Here is a 19,130-nt window from a genome sequence, read left to right on the forward strand (position 1 = left end):
AGATTTTTATTTTTTTTATTAGAATGTGTAACCAAGTGTTAAATTGAATGAAGTTCCTCTTTTATAATTTTCCATTGTGTAAGTATTAGCACTTACAGGTACAAGATTGTCTTTACCTAGCTCAAGTTTGTATGTAGAGTTTAATATATTTTGGATAGCAAATTTTAAATTCCAGTTCTTGGTTAACTGGCCATTATATACAAGGTCTAATTGATGAAATGGTTTTTCGTAGATATTATCCAGCTTGGCAAATCCTACACCATAAATTTTCTTTCCAGATACATTATATATAAGTGAGATACCATGTGTAAGATTGGACATTGTTTTAGTTTCATATTTTAAATCAGCATTCACAGTCCATGGAGCAGCTCCTTGCAAAGGTCTTTTTCTACCAGCTTCATAATCTGTTTCTCCTTTTTGCTCTACACTTCGTTCTACGTTAGAATACATTACTGTTGCATTTGCACCAAGCGTCCATTTATTTAACCCATCATTTATTCTTCCAAGATTGAGTATACCTTCTATCTCAGCTCCTGCGACTGTTGCGTATTTTGAATTATAAAAGGTTATTGTTTGCCCGTTTGAATTCCCAGATGCAATAAATGATCTCTCGATGGCATTGTTAATCCTTTTTGCAAAAAGATTTATAGCAAACATTTCTTTTGAGGTAGGGAAGATCTCATATTTTAAGTCAAAATTGTAATTCTCACTGTTTTCAAGACTTTCTCTGCCCCCTATTTCTCCTAATATTGCATAAGGATTTCCCAGAATGGTTTCATTATCAGGATTGATATATTCAATCGGCATATACTCGATAAGTATTGGTCTGGTTATCGTTTTACTTGCCGCAAATCTGATGTTAGATTTGTTATCCAGTGTCTTTTTTACAGATAATGAAGGAAGTATATAGTATTTGTTTTGTGTAATATTGATGAATTTATCATTAATACCAGTAGATAATTGTTTATATCTTATAACATTCATGTTATTTTCAACACGACCTCCTAATAAGATATTCCATGATTGGTCTGGTTTATAATCTATACTAATGAAACCTGCATTGACAAACTGATAGATATTATTTTTGTATTGGCTGGTAGAACCTTCATAATATGAATATATACCTTGTTCAATCTTTTGATTAAAAATAGCCTGTGGTTTATCGATATTAACAACTGCAGAATTATTTCCTGTGTTCTGACCTAATCCACCGAATATAAATCGATAAGAAGTACTTCTTTTGTCAAAGTAACCATTATAGCCTACATTTAAGGTAAAAGGATATTCATTATTGTCAAACTTTTCACCAAGAAAAGCTTTATATTCTGCAAAAGCTGAAAGATAATTTTTACCACTAATATCCAAATACTGACGTATAAGATTATTACCTCCAAAGTTTAAAAGAACCTCATTATTTCCGGTTGGGGTACCATAATATATTTTTCTGTCAGGTTGCTGATATGAATTATTTACCCAGCTGATTCCACCACTTAACTGATGTCTTTCATTTATTTTTTGAGAGGCCAATAATTGCAGGTCTGTAAATCTTGATATATCCTGTTGATTGACTCTGAAGAATTGGGTACCTTGTACGGCCTGATTTCTATACCCTAAAAAGTCGTCAATAGAATTTGTTGAGTTTTGAAGGAAGAAAGCATTAAAAGAAATATTTGTCCCTTTTTTATTTTTATAGCCTAGTCCTAATAAAGCAGAAGATTCAAGTTCATAATCATAAGAAGTTTTGTTCAAATTATTATTTAAAACAGCATTGTTTCCAATGTTCAGGAACTGATTCTTTTTACCATCTTTATACTCATATCTCTGGCCATGATTCAAGGAAAATAAGAATCCTAAATCGTCACCCTTATCTGATAATTTTATTTTTTGTGCAGTTGTGAATCCAATAGAAGTATTTGGCATAGACTTTACATTGTCTACATTCCAGCTGTCTTTAAAAGAGGCTATAGATTCTTTTGCTGTAAATTTATATCCACTAGGACGCTTACCATTTACTTCATCAGGTAATTGTCGATCTCTAGAATTCAGACCAATGTAGCCATTCATTGTATTAGCGTTTTCGCTAATTTTGAAGTTATTCCTAAAGCTGCTTAAAGTATTGAATCCGACACTAAACTCTATTTTTGTAAATGCTTTTTCAAAATTTAATGTTTCTACATCAAATGTAGCTCCTGCAAAATCTGCGTAAAGATTAGAGTTGAAGGTTTTGTAGATATTAAGCTTACCAACGACGTCTGTCGGAAATTGCTTTAATGCAATAATCTTCTGGAAAGGATTATTAGAAGGAGAGCCAAGGCCGTTAATTAAAAGATAGTTATAACGTTCCTCCAGCCCCCGTACGAAAAGCCCTCTTCCCTCAACGGTATTTATCCCTGTTATTTTGGTCAAGCCCTGCTCTATATTAGAAATCCCTTTCCTGGAAATTTCTTCAGCTCCCATGGCTTGTTTTTGGATAACCGCTTTTTTTTGATCCTGTAAAATAGCCGTTTCGGTTTTTTTGTTCCTTTGGCCCTGTAATTTTACGCCTTCAATATTTTTAGCCTCATTCTTTTTAATGGTATCCTGCGTAGCCTGAGCCATTAAAGAAGTGGTAGAAATAAAAGCGAATAAAACACCAATTGAGAGTTTAGTTATTCTCATTTTACTTTTCATTTATTTTATTGGGGCAAAGAAACCAAGAATAACTTAAGTTTTTTTTAAGCCATATTTAAGTAATTTTTAAGTTTGTGTTAACAGAATATTGTTAATATTAAATTATCGTTAATGAAGGATTGATGTATTAAAATTTGTTAATTTTGGGTTTTAAAAAAGTAAACATGAGCACTAAAAAAATCCTTTTAATTGATGATGAACCGGATATTTTAGAATTATTATCCTATAATCTAACCAAAGAAGGATATTTGGTTGAAACCGCTAAAAACGGTGTAGAAGGAATTGAGAAAGCAAAAGAGATTATTCCGGATATGATACTTCTGGATGTAATGATGCCTGAGAAAGACGGAATAGAGACATGTCAGGATCTCCGTAACATTAAAGAGCTTGAAAAAACTTTAATTATTTTCCTTTCAGCACGTGGTGAAGAATTTTCTCAACTAGCAGGTTTCCAGGCTGGTGCTAATGATTATATTACAAAGGTAATAAAGCCAAAAGTACTTATTTCGAAAGTTAATGCATTGATGGAGCTTACTACACGTGTAGCAACACAGGCACAACAATTGAAAATCGGAAGTCTTACAATAGACAAGGATAATTTCAGAGTAACAAAAGGAACCCAACAGTTTTTATTACCAAAAAAAGAGTTCGATTTGCTTTATCTGTTAGCATCCAACACTCAGAAAGTTTTTAAAAGAGACGAAATATTAGAAAAAGTTTGGGGTAATGATGTTATTGTCGGAGAAAGAACCATCGACGTACATATTCGTAGACTCAGAGAAAAATTGGGGATAGATACCATTCAGACGCTTAAAGGTATCGGATATAAATTGGTAGTGTAATTTGTCACTATGAATGTAAGCCCCGTTAAAATTATTTCTGCAATATTTCTCACGCTCTGTATGGCGGCAATAGCCATGCTGTATGAGAAATTTCATCACCTTTACGACAGCAGAAATATTACACTATTACTTGTAATAATAGCTTTACTTATAATTACCGGAATCAATTATGTGGTTCTGGTTTTCCTTTTCAGAAACTACGATCAGAGACAGATACGTAAAATATCCCAGACATTTCCGGAGTACTTTATTCAGGAAGAAAATCCTACCACCTTTACCGAGCTCGGAGAGAAAATTACCGGGATGAGGGAAGAGGCGGATGCCAGAATGGTAACTATGAAAGAAATGGAAAACTACCGTAAAGAATATCTGGGTAATGTGGCTCATGAACTAAAAACACCATTGTTTTCCATTCAGGGATATGTAGAAACACTAATGGATGGTGGTGTGGACGATATGAATATCCGTGATAAATATCTGGAGCGGATTGATAAATCTGTTGAGAGAATCCTGAACATTGTTCAGGATCTTGATATGATCAGCCGACTAGAATCCGGACAGATAAGCCTTTCTTTATCCAAATTTGATATTAATATTCTTGTCCGCGATATCTTCGATCTTTTGGATTTGGAAGCCCACAAAACAGGAGCTAAGTTTTTACTTACAACATCACAAAGTGTTATGATGGTAAATGCGGACCGTAATAAAATTTCACAGGTACTTATAAATCTATTGGCCAATGCTATACATTATGCAAACCGTGAAAAAGCACAGATTGTTGTAAACACTATTATTGCCGGTAACGAAGTACTTGTTGAGGTAAAGGACAACGGGATGGGAATAAAACCAGAAAGCCTTCCGCGTATTTTTGAACGTTTTTATCGTGTGGAGTCCAGCCGTAGCCGTAAAGATGGTGGATCCGGACTGGGACTTGCTATTGTAAAGCATATTCTGGAGGCTCATAAGAAGAATATAGATGTAAAAAGTGTCTATTTGGAAGGAACCAGCTTTAGTTTCAGACTCGATTTAGTGAAATAACCGGGCTGGAAAATAGGCAAAATTATTTTTGAAAAAAAGTCTTCTTTTATACAAACGCTGTTTTATATTTGTAGCTGAATTTAGACCTTAATTTAAACAGTAAAGTAAAATAGACAAGTAATCCAAAATGATTTACAAAGTAAGAGTAATTTTAGATGCTAAAGACAGTGTTTTCCGTGATATAGAAATCAAGGACAAACAAACTCTATGGAATTTGCACTTAGGAATTAAAAGTGCTTTCAGCCTGCAGGGAGAAGAACTTTCTTCTTTTTATTTTTCAGATGAAGAATGGACAGAAGGAAATGCAATCCCATTAGAAGATATGTCAGATGAAGGAGATGGGGAAACCATGTCGGATATTTATTTAAATGAAGCATTTCCTGAGAAAGGAGCAAAAATGCTTTTCAAGTATGGCCTTCTGGATTTATGGGAATTCTTCTGCGAATTACAGGAAATAACTGAAGAAAAGCCTGCCGTTAATTACCCTATCACAGCATTTAGATTTGGAAATATGCCATTAAAGGCTCCATCTAAATCTGGTAACGGAAATGGTAAAATTGTAATGCCTATGGTCGATGATGAGTTTGGAGATATCTCTTCGGATTTTAAAGGAGATGATTTTGATGACTTTGACGATGATGATGAGGAAGAAGAAGGAGGATATGGAGATGACCTTTACGACGAAGAAGATTTAGACAAAATCTAAAAAATATTAAACCGGTTTTTAACCGGTTTTTTTATTATCTTGAAGTTTCAACCGGACAACTGAATATGAAAAAAACGGCTTTGTTGATATCGCTATAATTTCATGTAAATATAATTCCTGAAAAACTATGATTGGACAATTACCAACGGATTGGAAGCATACAGCCAATATTTATGAGGTTAATGTAAGACAATATACAGAAGAAGGAACTTTCAAAGCTTTTGAAAAAGAATTACCGCGGCTAAAGGATATGGGGATAAAAGTATTATGGTTTATGCCTATTACGCCCATTGCTCAGGAACAGAAGAAAGGGAGTATGGGAAGCCCTTATGCTGCACAGGATTATATATCTGTTAATCCGGAATTCGGAACATTACAGGATTTTAAAGATCTTGTGAATACTGCACATGAGCAGGGTTTTAAAGTAATTATAGACTGGGTAGCCAACCATACAGGTTGGGATCATATTTGGACTAAAACACACCCTGAATATTATCTGCATGATGCAGACGGAAACTTTCACAAAGCGTCTGGTATGGACGACATTATAGAGCTTGACTATACCAATCAGGAAATGCGTAGGGAAATGATTGAAGCAATGAAATTCTGGGTAAGAGAAGCCGATATAGATGGTTTCAGATGTGATTTGGCATCCTGGGTAGGAGCTGATTTCTGGGAGCAGGCACGCCCCGAAACAGAAAAAATAAAGCCTTTATTCTTTATTGGTGAATACGATGAACTGGAAAATTCTGAATATGGAAAGACATTTGATGCCAGCTATTCATGGAAATGGATGCACCTTACGGAAGATTTTTATAAAAATAATTTGCCACTTTCGAATCTTATAGATCTGTTAAAGCAATATTCAGCTATTCCATATTCCAGTATGCGTGCTTGGTTTACGTCTAACCACGATGAAAATAGCTGGAATGGTACCGAGTATGAGAAATATGGTAAAATGGCCAAAGCATTAGCTGTGTTCAGCGTTACATGGGACGGAATTCCTTTAATTTATAGTGGTCAGGAATTACCTTTGAGAACTAAAAGACTGGAATTTTTTGAGAAAGATCCTATTACATGGAACGGAACTTATGAGATGGCAGCATTTTATAAAAAACTGCTGACTTTAAAATCTAATAATCCGGCTTTAAGAGGTGCTGATGACAATGTTGTAACAATTCTGCTTCAGAATACAGCACCGGATAAAGTATTTTCTTATCTGCGCAAAAATGGAGATAATGAGGTTCTGGTAATTCTTAATATGTCCGGAGAAACAGAACTTAAATTCAACCTTACGGATTCTTATGTTTCGGGTAATTTCAGAAGTTTGTTTTCTGATGCGGAGCATGATTTTACCAATCAAAAAGCTTTTGTAATGCAGCCTTTTGAATATATGGTTTTTGAAAAATAATGTATAATAGTATAGAATGATTAAACGAATTTTACTTTTTGGATTTTTATTTTCTTTAAATACAATATGGTCGCAAACTAAGTATCAGAAAGATTTTAACGAATTTTGGAATGATATAGATCAGAAATACGCTTATCTGAATGAACAACAAATTAATTGGCAGAAGGTAAAAGAAATCTACAGCCCGAAAGTAGCGGAAATCAATAATACCTATGCTTTTGTTCAGTTATTGGAAAAGGTTCTTAATGAACTTCACAATGGTCATTCGTCTCTGAATACTAACCTTGATATTTCAAATAAGCTAGTCCCTTCCGGGCAAGATCTATATGTTGAAAAAGAACAAAATAAATATATAATAGCTGATGTGAGAAAAGGGTCCGGTGCAGAGAAATCAGGATTAAAAGCAGGAATGGAAGTAAGTTTATTTAATGGAAAGAATATAGATGACCAGCTAAAACAATTCCTTCCCAAATATACAGATCAGTATACACCTGCAATGTATCAATATGCACTGGATATGCTTTTTGCAGGCACTCATAATGTGAAAAGAGAAATTGCTATAGTAGAGAAGGATAAATCTGTAAACTTTTATCCTGATATTTTTAGTGCTCAGTCTGGTAATAAGCAACTTTTAGAAAGCAAAATATTAAATAAAAAAACAGCTTATTTAAAAGTAAACAACTCATTGGGAAATAATAATTTAATATCAATCTTTGATAAAGCACTCGATTCATTACTCAATTACAAAAATTTGGTAATTGATTTAACGGAAACCCCGAGTGGCGGAAATACAACTGTTGCAAGAGCTATTATGGGAAGGTTTACTGACAAGATGCTTCCATATCAGGTACACGAATTTGATGAGGTAAAATATCAAACTAAAAGACATTGGGTAGAATACGTTGTACCCAGAGGCAAAACTTACAAAGGAAAACTATATATTTTAGTAGGACACTGGACCGGAAGTATGGGAGAGGGAATGGCTATTGGTTTTGACGGAATGAAAAGAGCTAAAATAATGGGGACAAAAATGGCAGGATTAATAGGAGCAATATCGGGTTTTCAGATGACTGAAACCAAAATTGGATATCAGTTTCCAACAGAAAGATTGTATCATGTAAACGGAACACCGAGGGAAGATTTTGTTCCTGGAATACGTACTAAAAATACAGAAGAAACACTTCGTAAAGCTTTTGAAATAAAATAAACTTTATTTTTTGTGTTGCAGATACTTTCGTACAATGTTTAGAATTGCTGTGTGGTATCTGAAGCTTCCTTTAAATCCACCGGAATTATAATCTACATTACTCAAAACAGTAACACCAACATGATTTTTCGGGAAATAATAATTCTCAGTAACATATCCGGGAACAAATCCGGTTTGGCCAACCATTAGAAGATTGTCACTGGTATCAATAGTAACTCCCAGTCCATATTCAGTTAATCCAAAAACAGGGTGATTTCTTACCGAATTCTTTTGCTTGGTCAGCAATTGTTCCATTGTATCCTTTTTGAGTAATTTTCCCTCAAAATACAGCTGATTCCATTTTCCCAGATCTATTGCTGTTGTTATAAAACTTCCCCCTGCAGGAGCATCAGAATACATAAAACTGTTGGTTTCAATAGCTAATTGTCCGTTTTTATTTTCAGTATAAGAAGTTGTTAATTTCGTGTACTTTTTGATATCCGGATGATAGGTGTCTTTCATTCCACATTTTTGGAATAGTGCTGCTGTGATTTCCGCGAAAGATTTATGATATAGTTTTTCTAGTATTTTAGCCAGAAGATCATAAGTAATAGTAGAGTGGGAGTAGTCGAACTGTGTTCCCGGTACAAATAATGTAGGTTTGTCTAAAGCTTCTATACCACTGGTATGATTTAGAAGAAGTCTTATTGTGATCGTATCTTTCCAGGATTGTGATAATTCAGGCAGATATGTTCGGATGGGAACATCCAGAGCCAACAAATTATTTTCATAAGCTTGTAATACCAAAGCAGAAGTAAACTGCTTGGCTATTGATCCACTAATGAACTGGTCATCTGCTTTTAAAGGCGTTTTGTACTCCAGATTAGAATATCCTTTTGCTTTTAAATACAGATTTTTTCCGTTTTGAGAAACCAGAATAACACCATTAAAGGGCTTATTCGTTTCAGCACCGAGCAAAGAATCTATTTTGCTTTTTATAATGTTTTGCCCTTGTTGAGCATTGATATAGGAATATGAAAAAATTGAAAGTAATGTAATTAATACTTTTCTGTTTAAATATTTCATCAGATTTTTTTAAGTGTACAGATTATATTCCCTATTTCGTACCTCGTACTTCTAACTTTAAAAAACTCCTCTTCTGAAGTACCCAATCACGGCCCCCAAATTAAGATTCAGCATGTATCGGATTCGGCTTCCATATCCCTTGAATGCAGGTTCGAATCCCAGAGAAGACTGAACCGGAAAATAGATTTCCAGAAAATCAGGGATTACTTTTAGTTTAATACCACTATCCCAGATAAACTTCATATTTTGACCTTTATTCTTGTACAAACCAGCATCTGCATAGACGTTGAACATTTTCCATAAATGGGCATCCACATTGGTAGAAACAACCCAGCTGTTTACAAAATTTTTAAAATCAGATTTAAATCCACCTTCTGCAAGGATAAACTGCTGAGAAAGTACTCCATCTGTAGCAGACTGCCCCAACAGACCATAGCTAAATGAATAATTGGAAACTCTGGAAAGACCAAAGTTGAAAAGGTTATTTCGGGTTTTATTTTCTATAAACAAACCTCCGAAAGCTCTTAGCATTACTTTTTTGTCTTTAGCATATTCCCAACGGTAATAATATTCTGCCGATAGTTTCTGGAAATCTTCCATCCATTGAAGATTAGTCATTAGATAATTTTCATGAATAGCTTTGTTATCGGAATATGAATAAGAAATATTCCACAAGTTATACTTATCATAATCATTTTTTGCAATCAGAGCAGGTGAAAGTGTTCTTTCGAAGTAGCTGTATGAGAATCCTAAGTTTCGGCTTACCTGGCTTCTTGGATCTTTTGCAAAATTGATACTGGTAAGAAGGTTTACCTTTTTATACGGAAGATTATAATCATAATGGAAATAAGAGCCATTAGCTGCGAATAACCAGCTTCTAAAGAAAGAATCAGCCGGCATAAACTGATAACTGGCTCCTGCAGAACCTGTCAGCTGACTGGTTCCTGTACTGTAATATGGAACAAACGAGTAGACAAATTTACGGTCTATGAGACTTTTGTTTGTAAACTTCATTCCGAGAAGGAATTTATCATAATTGTTCCATGATAGTATAGGAGCAACGTAGACTTCATTATACTCCGGATTGGGAATGTCAGTAAATAACTTGAATCTAATTTTTTTCATATTAGAAAACATTCCTTTTGTATAAAGATAGTTATCTCTGAAGTTGGCTTCAGGGAAAGTATAATCGTTATTTATAGAAATCTTTTTAGTACTGTCATTTGGTATTCTGTAAACCTGTTTGTCAGTACTTTCAGTAGTGTCGAACCAATAGGATTTTATTTTCCCGTTAAAGTCTTCAGCTTCTACTTTTAAAGGAATTTTCAGTGGTGTATTCTTAGATATTCTTAATTCCAGCTGATTGTCATCTGTCTTTTTAAAAGACCTGAGATTAAAATTAACTCTGTTTTTATGCTGAACAAATTTTTCTAAAAATTCACTTGTATGGTTAGTATAAGAATCCAACTGGGTCATAAAGTCTTTACTGTCGATTTTCTGACCACGGTTTTTTGCTAGATACTCCTGAACAAAACTATCGAATTTTTGCGTCTTATTATTTAGCATACTAAAGATAAGCCCGGTTTCGAAACTGCTTACAGCCGTTATATTAAACTTGCTGAGATGCTGGAGAGGAGTGTTTATACTCTGGTCCAGATTCTGATTGAGAATATAATCATAAGCAAGTCCATAACGATCTGTCAATTTTATTTTTGAAACTTCAAACCATTTCAGAGGCTTTATTTTCCATAATCTGACCTGATCAGGAAGGTTTCCGGCTAGTTTTTTGTTACTGTAGTTTTTATTCAGGTATTCTATTTCGAGATAAGTTCTTAATCCGTTATATAACCAATGGTCGGTATTTTTATCGGCTAAAAATGACTGATTAACAACATTCTGGGAAATGATACTAAAGTAGTTAAAATCAGATTTTTCAGCATCAGAAAATAATTTAAATTTCCATTTTCGAAACTTTATATCATCACTTCCAATAAATCCGTTTCGATCTCTTGCCCTATCAGAAATAAAAATTTTACCAGGTAAAAAACCGATTTTATCTTTAATGAATTTTAATTGTAATGGAACCAGAAATGCAAGGTTTGCCTGCTCTTCCGAAGATATTTTGTAGCCTAAATCCAGCGTAACTTTTTGTTTGTCTACATCAAAATCCATTTTGGTATTTTCTGTATGTGAGATCATAAATTCCGGATCTTCATACAGAGAACCTTCAAAGTTATAGTTGTCTTTCTGATGCAAATTGGACTGAATAATATAAGGGCCTTTTTCAAAATTGATATTCCAATAGCTGCCGTTATTCTGATTTTCATCCAGATCCAGATACGATTTTTCAGATAGTTTAGAATCTTCAAAGCTATCGGGAACAATGAAGAAATATTTTAAAAGTATCTGATTGTCTCCATAACCATAGCCTGTAAAGTCTGATGCAGGAATATGAATATCATACTCCAGATTTAGCGTTACTTTCCCGTTTTGTGGAAGAGGTTGTTTTAATCCAAGATATATATTTTCACCCCTTTCATCTGAGTAAGACTTTACTTCTTTCGAAAAATCTACTCTCAGATTCTCTATATACCCCAGTTTTTCTTTGTTACTGAAATATAATGCTGTTTTTCTTTCCTGTAACTTTCGCTTGCCTAAAGGTGTTCTTCTGTTTCGGTAGGCATTTGCCCAAGATAATAATTTTATAGAATCTACCGGACGTGAAAGCCTGTTTTGATAGACAATTTTCTGCTGTATGTGCGCAACATATCTGTTTTCGTCCAACTTTACCTGCAAACTTATACTATCCTTCTGGGCCTTCACGTAGAAAGAAGAGAACAGAAAGAAACAGGCAATAATTTTTGGGACAGGATGTATTCCTGACTGTATACGGATTTCCCGAGTTGAAGTATTTTGATAAATGTCCCGAATTTTCATTTTAAGAAAGAAACGCCATTAAGTCCATGTAATTTTTTTGATTGATATTGTGCCCGCTTACATATTCCCGGAATGAGAAAAAACATCCGAGATCATACAACATGTCTGCTGCTGTTCTTCCCATATCCAGAGGAATTACAGCATCTTCCATTCCATGCGAAATGAAAAAACGCATTTCTGTAAATGCTTTTTTATTCTTGCTGATATTCTGAAGAATCTTAGTCTCAGGATAAGCACTAAGTATCGCAATTTTATTAAAGAGTTCCGGATATGTTAATGCCATAGAATAGGATAAAATACCACCCTGACTGAATCCCATTAAATGGGTTCTTTCAGCAAGCTTATATTCATCCTTTATATCTCTTATCAGGTTCAGAATGCTTTTCATAGCATCAGTAGCCTCTTCTATATCGATAAATCTGTCTGCAGAAGAAAAATCTATATCGTACCAGGAATAACCTCCGTAAGGAGAATCCTTAGGGGCTCTCAGGCTAACGATTAACCAATCTTCCGGCAGAGTAGGTACAAAGCTAAAAAGGTCTTCTTCATTACTTCCGTAACCGTGAAGCATAACCAAAAGTTGTGTTTTTGGAGTGATAACTTCAGGTTTTCTCACCAAATAATTTATGTTCATACCACAAATATATATTAAGTTATGCAATATTTTGATTAAAGATAGGTTAAGATCGTGTTTTTTAGCTAAAAGCTGCATCTGTGCTTTATATACAAGGTATTTTGGTTTGTTAAATGATAACTTTAATAACTGCGTCAGTAATTATTCCATTTATATTAAAAAAATGTAAATTTACAGCACGAAAATTTCTAAATATAAAATGGATAAAATCCCAAGTGTAGACCTGCGTGATTTCCTTTCGGATAACCCGGAACGCAAACAGAAATTTGTAAATGAAATCGGAAAAGCTTACGAAGAAATTGGATTTGTTGCCCTTAAAGGACACTTTCTGGACGACAATCTGGTAGACAATCTCTACGGAGAAGTAAGAAATTTCTTCGAACTGCCATTAGAAACTAAACAGAAGTACGAAATCCCCGGAATTGGCGGACAGCGTGGTTATGTAGGTTTTGGAAAAGAAACGGCAAAAGGTTTTAAAAAGGGAGACCTTAAAGAATTTTGGCATTTTGGACAATACCTTCAGGAGGGTTCCAAATATGCAAATGAGTACCCTGATAATGTAATTGTTGATGAGTTACCTAAATTCAACGAAGTAGGAAAAGAAACTTATCAGATGCTGGAGAAAACTGGACAGTACGTATTAAGAGCCTTGGCTCTTCACCTTGGACTGGATGAGTTTTACTTCGATAAGTATATTGCAGAAGGTAATTCAATCCTTAGACCAATTCACTATCCACCAATTACGGAAGAGCCGGATGATGCAGTACGTGCAGCAGCACATGGAGACATTAACCTTATTACACTTCTTATGGGTGCACAAGGTAAAGGTCTTCAGGTTCAAAACCACAATGGTGATTGGATCGATGCTATTGCTGAACCAGATGAATTAATGATTAATGTTGGTGATATGTTGTCCAGACATACAAACAACAAGCTGAAATCCACAATTCACAGAGTAGTTAATCCACCAAGAGAATTATGGAGTACTTCCAGATTTTCTATTCCTTTTTTTATGCACCCGGTGAGTGAAATGCCACTAAATGCATTAGAAAATACGATTGATGAAAACAATCCTAAATTGTATCCCGATACAACTGCCGGAGAATTCTTACATGAAAGACTTGTAGAATTAGGATTGATTAAGAAGTAAATATAAATAATTACTTATAATAGTAGAGCCTCCCTTTTTGGGGAGGCTTTTGTGTTTCAAAATTGTATCTATTGTACTTTGTCATCCTGAGCAGAGCAGTAGTGAGCCTGACGAACTATTGAAGGATCATTTACTATTAGTGTTTTGTGAATGAAAATGTTTAAATCAGTCTCAGCATAACATATTTTTGAGGTATTTTCTTCGTTTTTATTTTAGTTTAACTTTTACAACTTCTCCATCAGCCTTTACTTCAACAAAAGTTTCTAAAAATTCATTAAAATTCTTAGTATAAGAACTAGGGGAGTAATAGTCTATTCTGCCATAATTGTCATAGCCACTTCCTGTATATTTATTATAGTTGTAATTCAGGCTATAATCCATGCTTCCGTAGAGGTAATATTTTCCAGGTTTCATATTTGGGAATGTAAACTCTCCATCGCTATTGGTAATAGCTTCTATACGATATCTCATCGCATTTCTGTCCATATAAACGTATCTGTTTTTCTTAGGATTATTCTTGCTTTTATCACTCCAAAGTTTATAATACTCTTCGAAATACGGTGTTACAGGGAACAAGATTACTTTTATTTTATTGGCTTTTACCTTTCCTAAAATTTTCATTCCGTATCCATTCTTTTGTCTGGTAAAAGCTTCACCTACAATTGTCCCTTTTCCCAGCGCAAGCATACTTTTAGCCTGTAACGAATCAAATTTCTGAGTGGGCATGGTAATTATCTCAGATGCCTTTCTTTTAGCAGCCTCTTTGTCTGCTTTTTCAGGTTCTACATATTGAGCCTTGATAATAAGCCCAAAGAATAATAAAGATATTAAGGGAAGTATTTTTTTCATTTTATCATATTTTTTTAGTGTTATGAATGTGAAATTAGAAAAAAGTTATAATACTGACAAAAATATTTTTTGCATAAAAAAGCCATCCCGAAAGAGATGGCTAATTGTTATTAATATAATTTATAAATTATACAATTTTTACAATAAAGTAGCTTTTCTTTCCTTTTTGTAATAAAAGGAATTTGCCATCAATAAGATCTTTTTCTGAAACTTCAAAAGTATCATTCACCTTCTCTTTATTTACAGAAATAGCATTTCCGGTAAGTTCTCTTTTGGCTTCACCTTTAGATTTAAGAAAGCCTGATTTATCTGAAATAAGATCTACAATATTGCTTCCTATAACTTCAGATTTTGCAACTTCTTTTTGCGGAACACCATCAAAAATCTGAAGGAACAATTCTTCATCAAGGCTTACTAAGTCCTCGGCAGTAGAACGCCCAAATAAGATTTCAGAAGCCTTAAGAGCTCTTTCATATTCTGCACGGCCATGTACCCATACCGTAACTTCTTCAGCTAATTTTTTCTGAAGTTTACGCTCATGCGGAGCTGTTTTGTGCTCTTCAATCAGTTTTTCTATCTCTTCTTTTTCAAGGAAAGTATAGAATCTGATGAATCTTTCACCATCTTCATCTGTAGCATTTAACCAGAATTGGTAGAATCTGTATGGAGAAGTTCTTTTAGCATCTAACCAGTAATTTTCACCGCTTTCAGATTTTCCAAATTTGGATCCGTCTGCTTTAGTGATTAATTTAGTAGTAAGTGCAAAAGCTTCACCCTGTGCTTTTCTGCGGATAAGTTCAGTTCCTGTAGTGATGTTTCCCCACTGGTCAGAACCTCCCATCTGTAATTTTACACCTTTTTCTTTATATAAATGAAGGTAATCGTAGCCTTGTAGTAACTGGTATGTAAATTCTGTAAAGCTCATTCCATCAGCCCCATCTTCTCCTGAAAAACGTTTTTTCACAGAGTCTTTTGCCATCATATAGTTTACAGTAATGTGCTTTCCGATATTTTTTGCAAAATCCAGAAAAGTAACATTTTTCATCCAGTCGTAGTTGTTTACCAGTTCAGCTCTGTTAGGACCATCTCCTTCAAAATCCAGAAATCTGGAAAGCTGATTTTTCAAACAATCCACGTAATACAATAGGGTCTCCTCATCTAACAGATTACGTTCTGCGGACTTGCCGGATGGGTCACCTATCATTCCTGTTGCACCGCCTACCAAAGCAATTGGTTTGTGGCCGTGACGTTGAAAATGAGCCAAAATCTTAATCGGAATAAGGCTCCCAATGTGTAACGAATCTGCTGTTGGATCGAAACCGATATAGGCTGTAGTCATCTCTTTGTTGAGTTGATCTTCAGTCCCCGGCGTCATGTCAGCCCAAAGCCCACGCCATTTCAGTTCTTCAATAAAAGCATTCATTATATAAAAATTTTAAGATGCAAAGGTACAAAAATGCTTTTGCACAGGCTTATAAAAAGATTTGATTTTTTCAGGAACTTTAGATTGTTGCCATTTATATACTAAAGCTAATAAGTGTATTCTAACCAAACTGTGTTTTTCCTGTTATTCTCGTTCCTCTGATAAGACCCTAGTAGTCCTTTGTCATTTAGTTGATAAATTGCTTTTCTTACACTGTTGTCTCTTGTATACTGGCTTTCGTATAAAACAGGTGATTTTTTCTCAATTCTGTATTTTGTTTCCTGCATTAATTTTCCGTCCTGATAAACAGTGCTGTTATGGGTAAAAGGGAATTCATTAGCATTGCTGCTGCAATTAGAGGTTTGTATAACATTGTCTATATAGAAATTGGTACATGATTTTTCTATTTTTTCATCAGTAGCAGCATTCATGTTATCACTGTTATCGTCTTTCATGATAATATAACTTTTTCGTAGCAATTCATTTTTTTCCAGACGGTATATCTCCGTTTCTATACCTCCGCCCAAATCACTGGAAGTAATCATTCTCTCATTGTCATAGCTTATGTTTGTTGTATTTACAGGTGTCTGGATATTTGTAAGAATACCATCTTTATAGGTGAATTTCTGAACAGATTTTTCATTAGATCTGTATTCTGTAATCGTGATGGGCTGACCTAATTCATTAAGCTCTGTAACCATATATTTTTGCTTTTTGCCATTATCTCCTGTAATATAAGTTGTAATTGTTTTTACTTTGGATTGATCTTTATTAAAAAGCATTGTATTTTCAATAAAGCAAATTTTGGGTACAGCGAGATGTTGTAAATATGACTGCATTACTTCTGCTGATTTTTTGGTGAAATTATTCTTACCCTGCAGGGTTTTAATTTCTTCCTTATATTTTTTGCTGTTTGTGATATAGGAAGATTCTTTTTGCTGTCCCAGCTGAGTTGCAACAAACTCTGTTGCCCTATTTTTTCCTTCCTGTGTTACAATATTATCATCCATCTTTCCGCTCCAGTAAGCAATAGCCTGATAAGTATTGCCATCACCTGTAAGATCAATATATTGACCATTTTCAGCAAGTACATAGGTATAGGTGTATAACTGGATAATTTCCGGTGTGTTTTTTCTGAAATTCTTTATTAGTTCATTCTTCTCCTGATCGTCTCCTCCTACAGACACTCCTTTCATATTAGGCGCAACATCTATTAATAAAACATATGCTTTGCCTGCTTTTAGCTTTAAAGTGTCGGCTTCAGATTTATCAGAAACAGCATCAGTAACTCCTGCAATATCTACCATAGTAGCTCTTCCGGAAGATTTTTTAGGTTGTTTTTTTGTGGTTTTTCTCTGTGCGGAAATCCCTATTGTTACGATGCATATTAAAAATATACTTAAAATTCTTTTCATATTATAGTTGTTCATGTTTGTATTGTAGTTGCCTTTCAGCCTGTTATTGGGTGTTAAATTAAAGAAAAAAAATAAATGAATTAGATGACTATCGTTATCATCACTTATGGCGATATGGAAAAACGAAAAACGCTGACTTTTTTTTCAGCAAACTCTTCAGTATCTTTGTATTGTTTTTTAGAAAAAAGTTTTGAACGAGGAATCCTTAATCCATCTTATCCGGAAAGCACAAAGTAAAGATCAGAAGGCACAAACCCAATTGATCAATATGTTCTGGGTGGATGTTTTTTCTTTTATAATGAAAAAAGTTCAGGATGATATCCTGGCGGATGAAATTACAGTAAATGTATTTTCCAAAGTTTTGACGAAGCTGGATTTATTCGATCCGAGCTTTCAGTTTAAAACATGGATTCTGACAATTGCACAGAATACTGTAATTGATTACTGGAGAAAGAAAAGCCGTGAAGCAGAAGATGCGACCGGAGATCTGGAAGAAGTGAAAAATGTTTTTGTAAAATCACCTGAAGAACTATTGATTTCTGAAGAAGAAAATGATGAGATTCTACAAATAGTAGCCTCTATGGATGCAAATTATCAGGATATTATCAGACTTAGATTCTTTGAAGAAAAAAGTATAAAAGAAATTGCTGAAGAGCTGAATCTCTCAGTTGCTAATACTAAAGTCAGAATTATGCGGGCGAAAAAAGTATTGGCAGAATTATTAAAAAATAACGAGTTATACAATGAGTAACGAGACATTAACTAACGATACTACAACTCAAAAACCTAAATGGATTAGAGTAAAGCTACCAACAGGGAAAAATTACCGCGAGTTAAGAACACTTGTAGATAAATATAAACTAAATACAATTTGTCAGAGTGGAAGTTGCCCGAATATGGGAGAATGTTGGGGCGAAGGGACAGCAACGTTTATGATTCTGGGAAATATCTGTACCAGAAGTTGTGGATTTTGTGGCGTAAAAACCGGGAAGCCATTAGATGTTAACTGGGATGAACCTGAAAAAGTAGCACGTTCCATCAAGTTAATGAAAATCAAGCATGCTGTATTAACTTCTGTAGACAGAGATGACCTTAAAGATATGGGATCTATCCTGTGGGCAGAAACAGTAAATGCAGTACGAAGAATATCTCCTGGGACAACAATGGAAACATTGATTCCGGATTTTCAGGGAATAACAAAACATATTGACAGACTTATAGAGGTAGCTCCGGAGGTAATTTCTCATAATATGGAAACCGTGAAAAGACTTACCCGTGAAGTACGTATTCAGGCAAAATACGAAAGAAGTCTGGAGGTACTTAGATATATGAAGGAGGCAGGGCAGCGTCGTACCAAAACCGGAGTAATGCTGGGACTGGGTGAAGAAAAGGATGAAGTCTTCCAAACTATTGAAGATATCAGAAATGCAAATGTAGACGTTATTACCCTTGGACAATATTTACAACCTACGAAGAAACACTTGCCGGTAAAAAGATTTATTACACCGGAAGAGTTCGATGAATATGGAGCTTTTGCGAGAAGCCTTGGCTTCAGACATGTGGAAAGTTCCCCATTGGTGCGTTCTTCTTATCATGCAGAAAAACACATCCACTAAAATTTAATTTGTGAAATGATACCCTTCGGAATTCCGAAGGGTATTTTTTTAACTTATAGTTTTAAAGACTTTTTAGATGTTTTTTTGCAGTAATAGTCTCATTTATAAAGTCGTATTCCTAATTTTTTTGAAATTTTCTAAGTATTTCATTTTACAATTTTTTAATA

General features: G+C 34.4%; 15 protein-coding genes. 8 read left to right on the forward strand and 7 right to left on the reverse strand.

Annotated elements, in window-relative coordinates; all coding sequences use genetic code 11:
* Positions 1–18: 18 nt before the first annotated feature.
* Positions 19–2,658: a TonB-dependent receptor plug domain-containing protein gene (locus tag BAZ10_RS00790; protein ID WP_165689637.1), complete on the reverse strand. Its 2,640-nt coding sequence runs from the start codon at positions 2,656–2,658 to the stop codon at positions 19–21.
* A gap of 176 nt (positions 2,659–2,834) precedes the next feature.
* Here BAZ10_RS00790 and BAZ10_RS00795 point away from each other — a divergent pair, with 176 nt between their 5' ends.
* The 5 genes from BAZ10_RS00795 to BAZ10_RS00815 all read left to right on the forward strand — a co-directional run bounded on the left by BAZ10_RS00795 (position 2,835) and on the right by BAZ10_RS00815 (position 7,874).
* A complete protein-coding gene (locus tag BAZ10_RS00795; protein WP_078770407.1) occupies positions 2,835–3,512 on the forward strand; it encodes a response regulator transcription factor in 678 nt (225 codons plus the stop codon).
* A 9-nt stretch (positions 3,513–3,521) separates the two neighbouring features.
* On the forward strand, positions 3,522–4,550 hold the full coding sequence (locus BAZ10_RS00800) for a sensor histidine kinase (RefSeq protein ID WP_078770408.1): 1,029 nt from the start codon (positions 3,522–3,524) through the stop codon (positions 4,548–4,550).
* Between the two features lie 127 nt (positions 4,551–4,677).
* A complete protein-coding gene (locus BAZ10_RS00805; RefSeq protein ID WP_078770409.1) occupies positions 4,678–5,256 on the forward strand; it encodes an IS1096 element passenger TnpR family protein in 579 nt (192 codons plus the stop codon).
* Positions 5,257–5,383: 127 nt separating this feature from the next.
* A complete protein-coding gene (locus tag BAZ10_RS00810; RefSeq protein WP_078770410.1) occupies positions 5,384–6,667 on the forward strand; it encodes an alpha-amylase family glycosyl hydrolase in 1,284 nt (427 codons plus the stop codon).
* Positions 6,668–6,683: 16 nt separating this feature from the next.
* On the forward strand, positions 6,684–7,874 hold the full coding sequence (locus tag BAZ10_RS00815) for a S41 family peptidase (RefSeq protein ID WP_078770411.1): 1,191 nt from the start codon (positions 6,684–6,686) through the stop codon (positions 7,872–7,874).
* A gap of 3 nt (positions 7,875–7,877) precedes the next feature.
* Here BAZ10_RS00815 and BAZ10_RS00820 read toward each other — a convergent pair whose 3' ends face one another.
* From BAZ10_RS00820 to BAZ10_RS00830, 3 genes are read right to left on the reverse strand one after another with little or no spacing between them, the layout of a single operon-like run.
* Entirely contained in the window at positions 7,878–8,939 is a 1,062-nt protein-coding gene (locus BAZ10_RS00820; RefSeq protein WP_078770412.1) for a serine hydrolase domain-containing protein, read from the reverse strand.
* A gap of 57 nt (positions 8,940–8,996) precedes the next feature.
* Positions 8,997–11,876 carry a gluzincin family metallopeptidase gene (locus tag BAZ10_RS00825; RefSeq protein WP_078770413.1) on the reverse strand — a complete coding sequence of 960 codons (2,880 nt, stop codon included), beginning with the start codon at positions 11,874–11,876 and terminating at the stop codon, positions 8,997–8,999.
* A 1-nt stretch (position 11,877) separates the two neighbouring features.
* Complete coding sequence (locus BAZ10_RS00830; protein ID WP_165689636.1) at positions 11,878–12,510, reverse strand: alpha/beta hydrolase; 633 nt, start codon at positions 12,508–12,510, stop codon at positions 11,878–11,880.
* Between the two features lie 199 nt (positions 12,511–12,709).
* Between BAZ10_RS00830 and BAZ10_RS00835 the strand changes: the two genes are divergently transcribed.
* Positions 12,710–13,660, forward strand: a complete 951-nt coding sequence (locus BAZ10_RS00835; protein WP_078770414.1) for an isopenicillin N synthase family dioxygenase — start codon at positions 12,710–12,712, stop codon at positions 13,658–13,660.
* Between the two features lie 207 nt (positions 13,661–13,867).
* Here the strand turns inward: BAZ10_RS00835 and BAZ10_RS00840 are convergent, their stop codons facing one another.
* The 3 genes from BAZ10_RS00840 to BAZ10_RS00850 all read right to left on the reverse strand — a co-directional run bounded on the left by BAZ10_RS00840 (position 13,868) and on the right by BAZ10_RS00850 (position 17,347).
* Positions 13,868–14,509, reverse strand: coding sequence for a peptidase associated/transthyretin-like domain-containing protein (locus BAZ10_RS00840; RefSeq protein ID WP_078770415.1), 642 nt, complete (start codon positions 14,507–14,509; stop codon positions 13,868–13,870).
* Positions 14,510–14,636: 127 nt separating this feature from the next.
* Positions 14,637–15,932, reverse strand: coding sequence for a tyrosine--tRNA ligase (tyrS, locus tag BAZ10_RS00845; RefSeq protein WP_078770416.1), 1,296 nt, complete (start codon positions 15,930–15,932; stop codon positions 14,637–14,639).
* Between the two features lie 107 nt (positions 15,933–16,039).
* Entirely contained in the window at positions 16,040–17,347 is a 1,308-nt protein-coding gene (locus BAZ10_RS00850; protein ID WP_078770538.1) for a hypothetical protein, read from the reverse strand.
* Between the two features lie 190 nt (positions 17,348–17,537).
* Between BAZ10_RS00850 and BAZ10_RS00855 the strand changes: the two genes are divergently transcribed.
* Positions 17,538–18,098 (forward strand): RNA polymerase sigma factor, encoded by a 561-nt coding sequence (locus tag BAZ10_RS00855; protein WP_034871045.1) that lies wholly within the window; start codon positions 17,538–17,540, stop codon positions 18,096–18,098.
* Positions 18,091–18,963: a lipoyl synthase gene (gene lipA, locus BAZ10_RS00860; RefSeq protein ID WP_009085387.1), complete on the forward strand. Its 873-nt coding sequence runs from the start codon at positions 18,091–18,093 to the stop codon at positions 18,961–18,963. The genes BAZ10_RS00855 and lipA overlap by 8 nt, the downstream gene beginning before the upstream one ends.
* The last annotated feature ends 167 nt before the right edge of the window (positions 18,964–19,130 follow it).

Origin of the sequence: Elizabethkingia occulta, from assembly GCF_002023715.1 — a bacterium.
GTDB classification, from domain to species: Bacteria; Bacteroidota; Bacteroidia; order Flavobacteriales; family Weeksellaceae; genus Elizabethkingia; species Elizabethkingia occulta.